This is a genomic window from Leclercia sp. UBA7405 (assembly GCF_037152215.1).
GTDB lineage: Bacteria > Pseudomonadota > Gammaproteobacteria > Enterobacterales > Enterobacteriaceae > Enterobacter > Enterobacter pneumoniae.
Map to the genome: position 1 here is coordinate 2,433,127 of NZ_JBBCMR010000001.1, position 13,914 is coordinate 2,447,040.

Genomic DNA, 13,914 nt, shown 5'->3' on the forward strand with positions numbered 1-13,914 from the left:
GCCGGCTTTTTTTTATCTGCAAATCGCAAAAACTGTAAAAAATCAGGCGTCTGATGACGGTTATGCCCCTCCTGCGGTCAGTTAACTGTCATACTTTTCTGGCACAGTTGGACATATCGTGACAATGCTCGCCATAATAAGGTTGAGACGGATTTGCCACGTCCTGTGATTGAACTGGAGTGTGAGTAGTAATGGGTCAGGAAAAGTTATACATCGAGAAAGAGTTAAGCTGGTTAGCATTCAACGAGCGTGTCCTTCAGGAAGCGGCTGACAAGAGCAATCCGCTGATTGAGCGTATGCGTTTTCTGGGGATCTATTCCAATAACCTGGATGAGTTTTATAAAGTTCGCTTCGCTGAGCTGAAGCGCAGAATCATCATTAGCGAGGAGCAGGGACTCAACTCGAATTCACGCCATCTGCTCGGTAAGATTCAATCCCGCGTTTTGAAAGCCGATCAGGAATTCGATAGCCTGTATAACGAATTGCTGCTGGAAATGGCACGCAATCAAATCTTCCTCATCAATGAACGCCAACTCTCTGTCAACCAGCAAAGCTGGCTACGTCACTACTTCAAACAGTACCTGCGCCAACATATCACGCCCATTCTTATCAATCGTGAAACCGATCTGGTGCAGTTCCTGAAAGATGATTACACCTATCTGGCGGTAGAGATTATTCGTGGCGATAACATTCGTTATGCGCTGCTGGAGATCCCGTCAGACAAAGTGCCGCGTTTCGTTAACTTACCGCCGGAGACCCCACGCCGACGTAAGCCAATGATCCTGCTGGATAACATCCTGCGCTACTGTCTGGATGATATCTTTAAAGGTTTCTTCGATTACGATGCGCTGAACGCCTACTCCATGAAGATGACCCGTGATGCCGAGTACGACCTGGTACACGAAATGGAAGCCAGCCTGATGGAGCTGATGTCATCGAGCCTGAAACAGCGCCTGACGGCCGAGCCGGTACGCTTTGTCTATCAGCGCGACATGCCCGATGCCATGGTGGAGATGCTGCGCGATAAGCTCACCATCTCACGCTATGACTCCATCGTGCCCGGCGGGCGTTATCACAACTTTAAAGACTTCATTGGCTTCCCGAACGTTGGCAAAGCCAACCTGGTGAACAAACCGCTGCCGCGTCTGCGCCACCTCTGGTTCGACAAATTCCGCAACGGTTTCGATGCCATTCGCGAACGCGATGTCCTGCTTTATTATCCGTACCATACCTTCGAGCACGTGCTGGAGTTGATGCGCCAGGCCTCATTCGATCCGAACGTGCTGGCGATCAAAATCAACATCTACCGCGTAGCGAAAGACTCCCGCATTATCGATGCCATGATCCACGCCGCCCATAACGGTAAAAAAGTGACCGTAGTGGTTGAGCTGCAGGCGCGTTTTGACGAAGAGGCCAATATCCACTGGGCCCGTCGTCTGACAGAAGCCGGGGTACACGTTATCTTCTCCGCGCCGGGTCTGAAAATTCACGCCAAACTGTTCCTTATTTCGCGTAAAGAGGGTGAAGAGGTGGTGCGTTATGCCCACATCGGTACCGGCAACTTTAACGAGAAGACGGCGCGTATTTATACCGACTACTCGTTATTGACCGCCGATGCGCGTATCACCAATGAAGTGCGGCGGGTCTTTAACTTTATCGAGAACCCTTACCGTCCGGTGAGCTTCGACTATCTGCTGGTCTCTCCGCAGAATTCGCGTCGCCTGCTGTATGACATGATCGATCGTGAAATCGCCAATGCGCAGCAAGGGGTGCCAGCAGGCATTACCCTCAAGCTGAACAACCTGGTCGATAAAGGGCTTGTTGATCGTCTGTACGCGGCCTCCAGCTCCGGTGTGCAGGTGAATCTGCTGATCCGCGGTATGTGCTCTCTGATCCCGGAACTGGAAGGTATTAGCGATAATATTCGCGTTATCAGCATCGTCGACCGCTATCTGGAGCACGATCGCGTCTATATTTTTGAAAACGGCGGCGACAAACGGGTGTATCTCTCCTCCGCCGACTGGATGACTCGCAACATCGACTACCGCATCGAAGTGGCGACACCGCTGCTTGATCCGCGGTTGAAACAACGCATTCTCGATATCATTGAAATCCTGTTAAGTGATACCGTAAAAGCACGTTATATCGATAAAGAACTGAGTAATCGCTATGTGCCGCGCGGTAACCGCCGCAAAGTGCGGGCGCAGCTGGCGATTTACGACTATATCAAATCACTCGAGCAACCCGATTAACCTATGCCGATAAATGATACGACCCCACGACCGCAGGAATTTGCCGCGGTCGACCTTGGTTCTAACAGCTTCCACATGGTCATCGCCCGTGAGGTGGATGGCGCGATGCAGATCATCGGTCGCCTGAAACAGCGTGTCCATCTGGCGGATGGTCTGGATGAGAACAGCATGCTCAGCGAAGAGGCTATTGAGCGCGGGCTGAACTGCCTGTCGCTGTTTGCTGAACGCCTGCAAGGTTTCGATCCCTCAAGCGTCTGCATCGTGGGCACCCATACGCTGCGTCAGGCGCTCAACGCGTCAGAGTTCCTAAAGCGCGCAGAGAAGGTCATCCCCTACCCGATCGAGATTATCTCGGGCAATGAAGAAGCCCGGCTGATCTTCATGGGCGTGGAACATACTCAGCCGGAAAAAGGGCGCAAGCTGGTAATCGATATCGGCGGCGGCTCCACTGAGCTGGTGATCGGCGAAAACTTTGAACCGCATCTGGTTGAAAGCCGCCGGATGGGCTGCGTAAGCTTTGCCCAGCTTTACTTCCCGGGCGGCGCCATCAGTCGCGATAATTTCCAGCGCGCGCGCATGGCCGCCGTGCAGAAACTGGAAACGCTGGCCTGGCAGTATCGTATTCATGGCTGGAACGTAGCGCTGGGCGCCTCAGGCTCCATTAAAGCCGCCCACGAAGTGCTACTGGCGATGGGTGAAAAAGATGGATTTATCACCCCTGAACGTCTGGTTATGCTGACGGAAGAGGTGCTCAAACATAAGAGCTTTGACGCGCTGAGTCTGCCTGGTCTCTCTGATGAGCGTAAAGCCGTGTTTGTGCCGGGGCTGGCAATTCTGTGCGGCGTTTTTGACGCGCTGGCGATTAAAGAACTCCGTCTCTCTGACGGCGCCCTGCGTGAAGGGGTGCTCTACGAGATGGAAGGCCGCTTCCGTCATCAGGATATCCGTAGTCGTACGGCTCAGAGCCTGGCCAATCAGTACAATATCGACCGCGAACAGGCGCGCCGCGTACTGGAAACCACGACCCATATGTATGAACAGTGGGAAATCCAGAATCCGAAGCTGGCGCATCCGCAGCTGGCAGCCCTCCTTAAATGGGCGGCCATGCTGCACGAGGTGGGGCTGAACATCAATCACAGCGGGATGCACCGCCACTCGGCCTATATTCTGCAAAATAGCGATTTGCCCGGCTATAACCAGGAGCAGCAAACCATGATGGCCACCCTGGTGCGCTATCATCGCAAAGCGGTGAAGCTGGATGATATGCCACGCTTTACCCTGTTTAAGAAAAAGCAGTTCCTGCCCATGATTCAGCTGTTACGTTTAGGCGTGCTGCTGAATAACCAGCGTCAGGCGACCACAACGCCGCCTACGCTGACGCTCACCACGGATGATAACCACTGGACGCTGAGCTTCCCGCACGACTGGTTCAGCCAGAACGCGCTGGTCTTGTTGGATCTGGAAAGAGAGCAGCAATACTGGAGCGCGGTTACCGGCTGGAACCTGAAAATCGAGGAAGAACACTCCCCGAACGTGGCGGCATAAAACCCGCGATCAGGCGCTCAGACCGGGCGCCTGATCGATGAGCAGATTCGTCATGACTTCGGGTTTGCCGATCAAATACCCTTGCAGATAATCAATGCCCAGCGCCACTGCAGCATCGCGGATTTGTTCGTTTTCGACATACTCTGCCACCACCTGCATATTCTTCATTCGCGCCAAATGGCATATCGAGGCCACAATCTGGTAATCCAGGCTGTTACTGACAATATTACGAATAAAACTGCCATCGATTTTCAGGATATCCGCATCCACATCCTTCAGGCGAGCATAGCTGGCGTAGCCGGTACCAAAATCATCTATCGCAATCCGACAGCCCATTTTTTGCAGCTGGCCCATGATCTGGTTCGCCAGCCCCGCATTGCCGAAACTGCTGCTTTCGGTGACTTCAAAAACAAGCTGCCAGGGCTCAATGGCATATTTTTGCAGCAGACGATTGACCTCAAGCGGCAACGGGGCGCGGCAAACCGCGCTGGGTGAAAGATTGATCGCAAAGCGCTGACCCGGCAGAGAGACGCGATTGTCGGCCATAAACTGCAAAGTCTTCTCCAGCACCCACAAGTCGATCCGCGAAGAGAGGCCAAACTCCTGGGCCACGGGTAAAAACAGATCCGGAGAGATCATTTCGCCTTTATCGTCGCGCATCCGCAGCAGCACCTCATGATAGTGATCCCCGCGAATTCCCTGAACAGGCTGCACCATCAGAACAAAGGCGTCGTTTTCCAGCGCCCGCTGCACGCGGTTCATCATCTCGACTTTATCTTTCAGGCCGCGCTGCATATTAAGGGCACCACGCTGCTGCAGATTTTCTGGATGACAGGTGGAGAGGGAGAGATCGGCGATGGTGCTCAGCTCCCCCAACAAAAGATAGAGATGGGCGACGGGCGAGCGCACGTAGCAGTAGCTCACTCCCACCTGCGGTTGTAGCGGCATCCCGTCCCAGTAGAAACGAAAGCGTTTAATTTGCTGATCCAGTTCCTCAATCCGGGTCTGGTAGGATTCGGTATTGAGGCGTAGCGCCAGATCGTGTCCGGAAAGTTGATAGACGCACTCATCAGGCTGCAGGTAACCGTTCAGCCACTCCGCCAGTTTCTGTTTGTACTGTATCCGGAGCAGGACGCCGTAATTACGCCCCAGCACTTCCAGCTCCGGTATGCGCAGGAAACAGAGCGCTGACCAGGGCCTTTCACCCAGCGCGCGGCTGAGCGCACGCAGGTTAGGCATATGGACGACCGGATCCAGAAATGCCAGACGACGAGCACGAATGCTGATGGCGCGCTGACGTGTCGCCAGCATGCCCATGTACACCACGACGAAGGTAAAGACGAGGTAGCTGGACGAGGTGATCGTGAGCTGGATGTCATACCCCTCTGACAGCGGAATATAGCGATAGAAATAGTGTATAGAGACAATCAGCACCGGCGTCCAGAGCAGTGACATCAGCTTATAACCGAAACGCATTGAGCCCCAGAGCATAACCGGCATCAGCAGTGACAGGGTATAGTTGGTGCTGAAGATAGAGCTGTTCTCGTTCATCGGCCATAACAGCATTCCCAGCAGGATGCCGTTGATGATAAGCCAGAGCACGATCTCCAGCGCGGTGACCTTCGGGTCGAATTGAGCACGAATCTGCGACACCAGGCTGCGCAGATAGCGCGGGTGGCGGATTGCGCGCAGCAGCACGTAGCAGAACGGGACCCCGGTCAGACAGCCTACCAGCAGCCCCTGGTAATTAATTAACGAGCGGATACCCGTGTCGCTGAGCCCGGCCAGGTGAAAACGGGTTTCGTAAACGCCAAAATAGACAGCGAACTGAAAAAGTAAAAAGAAAAGCGTCGCCGGGCAAAACATTTGCCAGAACAGGCGTGATGCCATTAGCCGGGTATTACCGTAGGCGACACGATTACGCCGCGGCGAAAAGACCCGGTATCCTCCCCAACTGAGTATGACCGGAATAAGAAAATGTGCGGTGGCAATGGTGGTCTCAAAACCGCCTATTGCGGGGTAGTAATGAAGTACCAGCGCCAGAATCATGCCCGGCAGCGCCGCAAGACCATAAAAGAGGGTTAGCGCCAGTAGAAAGGCCAGGGGCATATAATAAAGTACGACGATACCGCCTTCGACCTCGGTATAGGTTGTAGCCTGGCGCACCAAAGGCATCAGCAGAAGGGGCAGGATCAGGGGCAGCGCCCACCAGCGATTTTTGTATTGTTGATATAATGCGAAAATTGTCATAGATGCCATTTAAACCCGCTCGTCCCCAAGGGTAATTTCAGACAGGCATCCAACCTGACGCTTGTTAACCGTGGAGGCTTGAAGGAGGCTCTCACGGAGGAGGTGAGATTTTATAAAGCATCCCTGCGCGGCAATTGACTTAAATCAAACTTTTTAATATCCAGAATCAATAATCACATTTTTTAACGATATTTTTGTGCGATTTATCAATGGTGTAAATTAACTGATTAATATACATAACAATGGATTATTTAAATGCTGACAGAATTTTACATAAGCATTAATTGACCCCGCTTCGCCGCTATGCCTTAATGAGCCTATCGCCCGGAAGGGTATTATCTGGATAACATTGTGAGTCAGGCTACACGTATGCGAAAACGACATCGGTTTAACACTCGGATGACGCGCATCATTTTGCTTATTAGTTTTCTCTTCTTCTTTGGCCGCTTCGTTTATTCCTCGATAGGTGCCTGGTATCATCATCAGGACAAACTCGAGTTGCAGCAATCCTCCCTCTCTGTTGATACTGCCGTTCGGTAACCCTTATTGCGGAATAAATAAAATTCCTTCAGTGACCTTGCCTGCTATTTTTCCTGCTGCAGCAGTCTGATCAACCCACTTATGCCTTTGCTAAGAATTTTGTCCTGACGCATGACAATGGCCAACTGGCGATGTAATACCGGCGTTAATGACAATACGCATAACCCTTCGCGATCGGCCACCTGCTCTACCGCCATACGTGGAACGATGCTGTACCCCAGCCCGGCGCGAACCATCCGTTTTATCGCTTCGATGCTACCCAGCTGCATCACCGGTTCCGGCTGTAACCCACTCGCCTGAAACCAGCCGTCAATAAGCGCACGCGTTCCACTTCCCGACTCAAACGCTATCAGCGGCAGGGTGTGTAACGAATCCGGCGTGGGCTCACACTCCTCCTCCTCCTCCTGCGCAGAAATACAGACAAACTCCTCATCGAGAATCGGTGTAATTTCCAGCCCTCTGCCGCTGACCGGCATCGTCACTAGCCCCAGGTCGAGGCGATTCTCTTCAATAGCGCGCACCACGCCGGGGGTATTGCCGGTAGTCACCCCCACCTTCAGCAGCGGGTACGTCTCCCGTAACTGCTGCAACAGCGGCGGTAGCAGATGAATACAGGCCGTCGCCCCTGTGCCAAGCGACACTGTCCCGCTCACTTCATGGCTGAACGCATCCAGCGAACGCAGGGTCTCTTCGACCGCCTGCTCAATACGTTCGCCGTGGGTCAGCAATGCCAGACCGGCGGCAGTGGCCTTTACGCCCCGTCCGGTGCGCTCGAGCAGTCGTGAACGTAAAAAATGTTCCAGTTGCCGGATTTGTAAACTGACGGCAGGCTGCGAGATCCCCAGCACGTCTGCCGCTGCGGAAAAGCTTCCCCGCTGAATAACCAGCCGGAAGGTGGCCAGATGTGCCAGGTTGAGCGTCGTCATACAAAGTTTCTCTTATACGGGTGATAACCGTCAGGACCTGCCTGCACCTTACCGCGCCCAGTATGCTCGGGACAACTGCATAACGGAATGAAAAATAATGAAAACGTCTGCCCTCCCCCGCGCATTACCCCTTGCCGCTGGCTGTAATCAACTCATCAACTGGGGGATTTCGTTTTATATGCCCGGGACCTTCGCCCGGGCGATTTCCGCCGACAAAGGCTGGTCATCTGTGCAGATCTATCTCGGCCTGACCTTCGCGATGCTGGTGATGGCGGGCGTGTCGCCTTTTGTTGCCCGCCTGCTGGCGCGGTTTGGCGGGCGGCGGGTGGTAATGAGCGGCACCTTATTGATTGCGGCCAGCTGCGTGGGGATGGCTTACACCCCCTCACTCGCAGGCTGGTACGGCGCCTGGCTGCTGGCCGGCATCGGTATGCGCCTGTCGCTCTACGACGCTCTCTTCGCCTCTCTGGTTAATCTGTATGGCCAACAAGCACGAAAAACGATATCCCGCGTGACGCTGGCGGGTGGACTGGCCTCCGCCGCCTTCTGGCCGTTCGGCGACGCCCTGCTTAACATCATGCGCTGGCAAGATGCGCTACTGATCTATGCGCTTTGTGGCGTGCTAAGTGCCATTTTGATTCGCCAGCTTCCGTCCCAGCGCTGCCCGGTGAAGCGAACCCCGCCGGCCCGCGCCACAGGTAATGACCGACGTAACGCAGGGTGTTATGCCGCCTTCATTGCGTTAATCACTTTTGTCTCTAACGGCACCTCTACCCACCTTCCGGAATTTATCGCCAGCTGTGGCTTACCCATGGCTATCGGTATGTTGTGGGGTACAGGACAAACCGGCGCACGTTTTATGGAGGTGGTGGCAGGCCAGCGTCTTACGCCGCTTCGGCTCACGCTGATTACCGCCCTGGCCATGCCGCTCTGTTTTTTACTCGGGTTGAGCAGTTCATTTTTTGCCTGGTCCGCCGCCGGGTTTGTGCTGGGCTATGGGGCGATTAACGGACTGGTGACCATTGTGAAAGCCACCCTGCCGCTGCAGCTGTTTGCCCCAGAAGAGTACGCCAGACGCACCGGGGTGCTGTTGATCCCGGCCCAGCTGATGGCCGCAGTCTCTCCGCTGGCCTATGCGTGGTTGAACCGGACATTGGGGATTACCGGTGCGATGTGGCTGTCATGGGGGCTGACGCTGGTAATTACCGGGCTGGCGGTGTCTATTGTAAAAAATCAGCCGGGGCATCCCTGCCCTGCGTGATTGAAACACAACGCCACCGTCAATGGTCAGGCTTGCTCCGGTGATATAGCCGGATGATTCCCCGGCAAGCCATGCCGCCATGTTGATAGTTATACGTCGTGGCGCCAGATCCAGGCCGGGGATGTGCACCCTCGCTGCAACAGCCGCTTTACTCATGGCATACACGTGCTGCCCGCATGCGCGGAATGTATCGCACTGTATCCACCTCTCCCTGCTTACGCAGCCATACAAAAAAGCCGCCCGCAGCAAACAGACCCTATACATAAAAATGGTCTTCTATGTCTGTCGCAAATGATTACCGAAGAGGAGTTCCCCGAATGAAGCATCGAAATTTACTGCTGGCGCTGCTCGCACTGACGTCAGGCTGCACCTGGGCCGCGTCGTTAAGCGGACTGAGTGCCGCGGAGGTTAATGGCCCCGCTGCCGTTGCGCCGCTTGAACAGCCCCAGCCTCCGGCGAAGCTGATTGTCGATCCGCCCCTGGCGGGCCCGCTGAGTAAAGGCGCGGTCTTTATTCAGTACCGCACAGAGAACATGCGCATCGAACCCGTTTTCGGGCCCGAGGCGCTAAAAGTGACGCCACGCATTGGCCATATTCACGTCATCGTCGATGACAATCCCTGGCACTGGGCCGACGCCAGCGGCGAGCCGGTCATTCTGGTGGGGCTGCCTGCTGGCCAGCACAAGGTGACGATTATTCTCGCCGACCCAACCCATAAGCCTGTTGATCGTAAAACCATTGAATTCACCGTGCCGCCGCATGCTGCGGTTATGCACTGAACACAACCACTGACCTATTTTTGAGGATTTTAACCATGAAAACATTACTGATTGCTGTTCTGACCTTCTCTGCTGCCATGGCTTCTTCCGCTTTCGCTGCTCAGGAAATTAACCAGCCTCACGGGCAACAAAAGATTGGCACCATTTCCGACAGCAGCGGCGCAACGTCGCTTACGGATCTGGAGGCGAAACTGCAGGCCAAAGCCGCCGAAGCGGGCGCCAGCGCGTTCCGCATTACCTCCGCCGGGGGCAATAACACCCTGTCTGGTACCGCAGATATTTATCGCTGAGGTCGTCATGATGAAAAAACTGTTTACGCATACGCTAGCAGCAGGCCTGCTGCTGGCCGCCGCCAGCGGCGTAGCGCTGGCGGGCAGCGATAAAACCGTGGTGTTGGTGCATGGTGCTTTTGCCGATGGCAGTAGCTGGAACTCTGTGATCAATAAATTGCATAACCAGCATACCGAGGTCATTGCCGTTCAGCTGCCGCTCACCTCGTTAAAAGATGATGTTGCCGCGACTCAGCGCGCCATCGCCCGGGCGCACGGGGATGTCGTACTGGTGGGGCACTCCTGGGGCGGGACGGTAATTAGCGAGGCGGGCAACGATGCACGGGTAAAAGCGCTGGTCTATGTGGCGGCATTTGCCCCGGATTCGGGCCAGTCGACGGCGGATCTGGCCGGAAGCTACCCTGCCCCACCGGGCAGCGCAGGCATCGCTAAGACCGCGGACGGTTATCTTTACCTGCCGGGCAAATCGGTACGCGAGGATTTTGCGCCGGACATTAAGGCGGGCGAGCAGAACGCGCTGACCGCCACCCAGGGCCCGATCCGTGCAGATGCCTTTGCGGAAAAGGTGACCCATGCGGCCTGGCACGACAAACCGAGCTGGTATGTGGTCAGCAAGAATGACCGGATGATCAACCCGGATCTGGAGCGCGCCATGGCGAAGGCGATTCATGCCAAAACCACCGAAGTGGCGGCAAGCCATGTCTCGATGGTGAGCCATCCGGAGGAGATTGCCCGGACGATTGAGCAAGCGGCGCAATGAGCAGGCAATAAAAAGCCCGCGGGTAGCGGGCTTCAATAAAACGCGATTATCGGGCGGGGATTATTCCCACTCGATCGTCGCCGGTGGCTTACCGCTGATGTCATACACTACGCGGGAGATACCGTTCACTTCATTGATGATGCGGTTTGAGACGCGGCCCAGGAAATCATACGGCAGATGCGCCCAGTGTGCGGTCATGAAGTCGATGGTTTCCACCGCACGCAGGGAGACAACCCAGTCGTATTTACGGCCATCGCCCATTACGCCTACAGAGCGAACCGGCAGGAACACGGTGAACGCCTGGCTCACTTTGTTATACAGGTCGGCTTTGTGCAGCTCTTCAATGAAGATCGCATCGGCACGGCGCAGCAGGTCGCAGTACTCTTTCTTCACTTCGCCCAGTACGCGCACCCCTAGACCTGGCCCCGGGAACGGGTGACGGTAAAGCATATCGTACGGCAGACCCAGCTCCAGGCCGATCTTACGCACTTCGTCTTTAAACAGCTCACGCAGCGGTTCAACCAGGCCCATCTTCATCTCTTTCGGCAGGCCGCCCACGTTGTGGTGAGATTTGATGACGTGTGCTTTACCGGTGGCAGAGGCCGCAGACTCGATTACGTCAGGATAGATGGTACCCTGCGCCAGCCATTTCACGTCTTCCAGCTTCAGCGCCTCTTCGTCGAACACTTCGACAAACACGCGACCGATGATTTTACGTTTCGCTTCCGGATCGTTTTCACCGGCCAGCGCGTCCAGGAAGCGCTTCTCGCCTTCCACGTGAACGATGTTCAGACCGAAGTGGTCGCCGAACATGTCCAGCACCTGCTGGGCTTCGTTAAGACGCAGCAGACCGTTGTCCACGAAGACGCAGGTCAGATTTTTGCCAATAGCGCGGTGCAGCAGCATCGCGGTCACGGAGGAGTCCACGCCGCCGGAGAGGCCAAGAATCACTTTGTCATCACCAACCTGCTGGCGGATACGCTCCACGGCGTCGTCGATGATTTTTGCCGGGGTCCAGAGGGCTTCACACTGGCAGATGTCACGCACGAAGCGCTCCAGCATGCGCATACCCTGACGGGTGTGGGTCACTTCCGGGTGGAACTGCACGCCATAGAAGCGTTTTTCTTCGTTCGCCATGATCGCGAACGGGCAGCTTTCGGTGCTGGCAACGGTCACGAAGTCGGACGGGATAGCGGTAACTTTATCGCCGTGGCTCATCCATACGTCCAGCAGCGGTTTGCCGTCTGCGGTCAGGGAGTCTTCGATACCGCGCACCAGTGCGCTATCGCTCACCACTTCTACCTGCGCATAGCCGAATTCACGTTCAGTAGAGCCTTCTACGTGGCCGCCCAGCTGCATTGCCATGGTCTGCATGCCGTAGCAGACGCCAAAGACCGGCACGCCCGCTTCAAACACGTACTGCGGTGCGCGTGGACTGTTCTCTTCGGTGGTGCTTTCCGGGCCGCCAGACAAGATGATGCCGCTTGGGTTGAACTCGCGAATCTGTGCTTCCGTGACATCCCATGCCCACAGCTCACAGTAAACGCCCAGCTCACGGACGCGACGTGCCACCAGCTGCGTGTACTGAGAACCGAAATCGAGGATAAGAATGCGATGTTTATGAATGTTTTCCGTCATTGACGCTAATTCCGAGGCAAGTGAAACAAAATCGCCCGGCATATAGCCGGGCGTGGAAACTTATCAGGAGCCCATACGGTAGTTCGGGGACTCTTTGGTGATGGTCACGTCATGGACGTGACTTTCCTGAATACCCGCACCGCTGATACGCACAAATTCCGCTTTAGTACGCAGCAGGTCGATAGTACCACAGCCGGTCAGACCCATACAGGAGCGCAGGCCGCCCATCTGCTGGTGAATGATCTCTTTCAGGTAGCCTTTATAGGCTACGCGGCCTTCGATACCTTCCGGCACCAGTTTGTCTGCCGCGTTATCGGTCTGGAAGTAACGGTCAGAGGAGCCTTTAGACATCGCGCCCAGAGAGCCCATCCCACGGTAGGATTTGTAAGAACGGCCCTGGAACAGTTCGATTTCACCCGGGGACTCTTCGGTACCGGCCAGCATGGAGCCAACCATCACCGCTGCCGCACCGGCCGCGATCGCTTTGGCGATGTCGCCAGAGAAGCGGATACCGCCATCAGCGATAACCGGGATACCCGTGCCTTCCAGCGCTTCAACCGCGTCGGAAACGGCGGTGATTTGTGGAACGCCCACGCCGGTGACGATACGGGTCGTACAGATGGAGCCTGGGCCGATACCCACTTTCACCGCGCTGCAGCCGGCTTCTGCCAGAGCGCGAGCGCCTGCGCCAGTCGCGACGTTACCGCCAATAATCTGCAGATCAGGATATTTTGCACGGGTTTCACGAATACGTTGCAGCACGCCTTCGGAGTGGCCATGAGAGGAGTCAATCAGCAGCACGTCAACGCCTGCAGCAACCAGCGCATCAACGCGCTCTTCGTTGCCAGCACCTGCGCCAACCGCAGCACCGACGCGCAGACGTCCATGCTCGTCTTTACAGGCGTTCGGTTTACGTTCTGCTTTCTGGAAATCTTTTACGGTGATCATGCCGCGCAGATGGAAGCTATCATCCACCACCAGCGCTTTCTCAACGCGTTTTTCGTGCATCTTCGCAAAGACCACTTCGCGGGATTCACCTTCACGCACGGTAACCAGACGCTCTTTCGGAGTCATATAAACGCTAACCGGCTGGTTCAGGTCGGTGACGAAGCGGACGTCGCGGCCAGTGATAATACCCACCAGTTCGTTATCGGAGGTTACAACCGGGTAGCCTGCAAAGCCGTTACGCTCGGTCAGCGCTTTAACTTCGTGCAGCGTGGTGGTTGGCAAAACAGTTTGCGGGTCGGTAACGATGCCAGATTCATGTTTCTTCACGCGGCGAACTTCTTCTGCCTGACGCTCGATAGACATGTTTTTATGAATAAAGCCAATGCCGCCTTCCTGAGCCAGGGCGATAGCCAGGCGCGCTTCAGTCACGGTGTCCATTGCCGCGGAGAGCATAGGAATGTTCAGGCGAATGGTTTTGGTTAACTGCGTGCTGAGGTCGGCAGTATTCGGCAGAACGGTGGAGTGAGCGGGAACGAGGAGGACGTCGTCAAACGTCAGTGCTTCTTTAGCGATACGTAGCATGGGCAATATCTCTGACCTGGGTGGTTAAATATTGCCGTGGCATTATACAGAGCGTAACCGATTGCATCTACACTTTTTTAGAAAAAAGCTTGCGATCGCCTCTCAGCAGGTTACTATCGACTGAATAACTTGCTGATTTAAAA

At 55.2% G+C, this 13,914-nt stretch carries 11 protein-coding genes; 7 read left to right on the plus strand and 4 right to left on the minus strand.

Annotation, left to right across the window (positions count from 1 at the left end; all coding sequences use genetic code 11):
• The first annotated feature begins 191 nt into the window (after window positions 1-191).
• Together ppk1 and ppx are read left to right on the plus strand one after the other, a co-directional pair.
• Complete coding sequence (gene ppk1, locus WFN75_RS11900) at window positions 192-2,252, plus strand: polyphosphate kinase 1 (protein WP_040074543.1); 2,061 nt, start codon at window positions 192-194, stop codon at window positions 2,250-2,252.
• 3 nt (window positions 2,253-2,255) lie between these two features.
• Window positions 2,256-3,797, plus strand: coding sequence for an exopolyphosphatase (gene ppx, locus WFN75_RS11905; protein ID WP_046884622.1), 1,542 nt, complete (start codon window positions 2,256-2,258; stop codon window positions 3,795-3,797).
• Between the two features lie 9 nt (window positions 3,798-3,806).
• Here the strand turns inward: ppx and WFN75_RS11910 are convergent, their stop codons facing one another.
• The gene (locus tag WFN75_RS11910) at window positions 3,807-6,047 is read right to left on the minus strand and encodes an EAL domain-containing protein (RefSeq protein ID WP_336996257.1); all 2,241 of its coding nucleotides are present in this window, start codon (window positions 6,045-6,047) and stop codon (window positions 3,807-3,809) included.
• Between the two features lie 351 nt (window positions 6,048-6,398).
• Here WFN75_RS11910 and WFN75_RS11915 point away from each other — a divergent pair, with 351 nt between their 5' ends.
• Window positions 6,399-6,587, plus strand: coding sequence for a YfgG family protein (locus WFN75_RS11915; RefSeq protein ID WP_336996191.1), 189 nt, complete (start codon window positions 6,399-6,401; stop codon window positions 6,585-6,587).
• A 44-nt stretch (window positions 6,588-6,631) separates the two neighbouring features.
• Here the strand turns inward: WFN75_RS11915 and WFN75_RS11920 are convergent, their stop codons facing one another.
• Window positions 6,632-7,513 carry a LysR family transcriptional regulator gene (locus WFN75_RS11920; protein ID WP_336996192.1) on the minus strand — a complete coding sequence of 294 codons (882 nt, stop codon included), beginning with the start codon at window positions 7,511-7,513 and terminating at the stop codon, window positions 6,632-6,634.
• 97 nt (window positions 7,514-7,610) lie between these two features.
• Here WFN75_RS11920 and WFN75_RS11925 point away from each other — a divergent pair, with 97 nt between their 5' ends.
• The 4 genes from WFN75_RS11925 to WFN75_RS11940 all read left to right on the plus strand — a co-directional run bounded on the left by WFN75_RS11925 (window position 7,611) and on the right by WFN75_RS11940 (window position 10,603).
• Window positions 7,611-8,774, plus strand: coding sequence for an MFS transporter (locus WFN75_RS11925; RefSeq protein ID WP_336996193.1), 1,164 nt, complete (start codon window positions 7,611-7,613; stop codon window positions 8,772-8,774).
• 317 nt (window positions 8,775-9,091) lie between these two features.
• The gene (locus WFN75_RS11930; RefSeq protein WP_233801505.1) at window positions 9,092-9,553 is read left to right on the plus strand and encodes a DUF6130 family protein; all 462 of its coding nucleotides are present in this window, start codon (window positions 9,092-9,094) and stop codon (window positions 9,551-9,553) included.
• Window positions 9,554-9,588: 35 nt separating this feature from the next.
• Window positions 9,589-9,843, plus strand: a complete 255-nt coding sequence (locus tag WFN75_RS11935; RefSeq protein WP_212478468.1) for a DUF1471 domain-containing protein — start codon at window positions 9,589-9,591, stop codon at window positions 9,841-9,843.
• Between the two features lie 10 nt (window positions 9,844-9,853).
• The gene (locus WFN75_RS11940) at window positions 9,854-10,603 is read left to right on the plus strand and encodes an alpha/beta fold hydrolase (RefSeq protein ID WP_336996258.1); all 750 of its coding nucleotides are present in this window, start codon (window positions 9,854-9,856) and stop codon (window positions 10,601-10,603) included.
• Window positions 10,604-10,663: 60 nt separating this feature from the next.
• On the opposite strand, the gene guaA is transcribed toward WFN75_RS11940, so the two are convergent.
• Window positions 10,664-12,241: a glutamine-hydrolyzing GMP synthase gene (gene guaA, locus WFN75_RS11945; RefSeq protein ID WP_040074536.1), complete on the minus strand. Its 1,578-nt coding sequence runs from the start codon at window positions 12,239-12,241 to the stop codon at window positions 10,664-10,666.
• Window positions 12,242-12,304: 63 nt separating this feature from the next.
• Complete coding sequence (gene guaB, locus WFN75_RS11950; protein ID WP_207292198.1) at window positions 12,305-13,771, minus strand: IMP dehydrogenase; 1,467 nt, start codon at window positions 13,769-13,771, stop codon at window positions 12,305-12,307.
• Window positions 13,772-13,914: the final 143 nt, after the last annotated feature.

What these genes read in the sequence shown, in the direction of transcription:
- ppk1 (WP_040074543.1), top strand. Translation starts at nt 192, where the DNA reads ATGGGTCAGGAAAAGTTATACATCGAGAAAGAGTTAAGCTGGTTAGCA.
- ppx (WP_046884622.1), top strand. Translation starts at nt 2,256, where the DNA reads ATGCCGATAAATGATACGACCCCACGACCGCAGGAATTTGCCGCGGTC.
- WFN75_RS11910 (WP_336996257.1), bottom strand. Translation starts at nt 6,047, where the DNA reads ATGACAATTTTCGCATTATATCAACAATACAAAAATCGCTGGTGGGCG.
- WFN75_RS11920 (WP_336996192.1), bottom strand. Translation starts at nt 7,513, where the DNA reads ATGACGACGCTCAACCTGGCACATCTGGCCACCTTCCGGCTGGTTATT.
- WFN75_RS11925 (WP_336996193.1), top strand. Translation starts at nt 7,611, where the DNA reads ATGAAAACGTCTGCCCTCCCCCGCGCATTACCCCTTGCCGCTGGCTGT.
- WFN75_RS11930 (WP_233801505.1), top strand. Translation starts at nt 9,092, where the DNA reads ATGAAGCATCGAAATTTACTGCTGGCGCTGCTCGCACTGACGTCAGGC.
- WFN75_RS11935 (WP_212478468.1), top strand. Translation starts at nt 9,589, where the DNA reads ATGAAAACATTACTGATTGCTGTTCTGACCTTCTCTGCTGCCATGGCT.
- WFN75_RS11940 (WP_336996258.1), top strand. Translation starts at nt 9,854, where the DNA reads ATGAAAAAACTGTTTACGCATACGCTAGCAGCAGGCCTGCTGCTGGCC.
- guaA (WP_040074536.1), bottom strand. Translation starts at nt 12,241, where the DNA reads ATGACGGAAAACATTCATAAACATCGCATTCTTATCCTCGATTTCGGT.
- guaB (WP_207292198.1), bottom strand. Translation starts at nt 13,771, where the DNA reads ATGCTACGTATCGCTAAAGAAGCACTGACGTTTGACGACGTCCTCCTC.